Here is a 304-nt window from a genome sequence, read left to right as displayed (position 1 = left end):
TCGAGTGCCGCATCAACGCCGAGGACCCCTACAAGTTCGTGCCCTCGCCCGGGCGCATCACCAAGTGGCACGCACCCGGCGGGCCGGGCGTGCGCGTGGACTCGCACGCCTACACGAACTACTACGTGCCGCCCAACTACGACTCCATGATCGGCAAGATCATCGTGCATGGCGACACGCGCGAGCAGGCCCTGGCGCGCATGCGCACGGCGCTGTCGGAGACGGTGATCGAGGGCATCAGCACCAACGTGCCATTGCACTGCGAACTGATGGTGGACGCCAACTTCGTGGCGGGCGGCACCAA

General features: G+C 66.4%; 1 pseudogene. It reads left to right on the top strand.

The features are described from left to right. A pseudogene (locus tag A612_RS03015) lies at positions 1-304 on the top strand (acetyl-CoA carboxylase biotin carboxylase subunit); the annotation flags it as partial.

Origin of the sequence: Melaminivora alkalimesophila (genome assembly GCF_000282995.1) — a bacterium.
Lineage (GTDB): Bacteria > Pseudomonadota > Gammaproteobacteria > Burkholderiales > Burkholderiaceae_C > Melaminivora > Melaminivora alkalimesophila.
The sequence above is the reverse complement of the archived record's forward strand: the minus strand, read 5'-3'. Positions and strand labels throughout refer to the sequence as shown.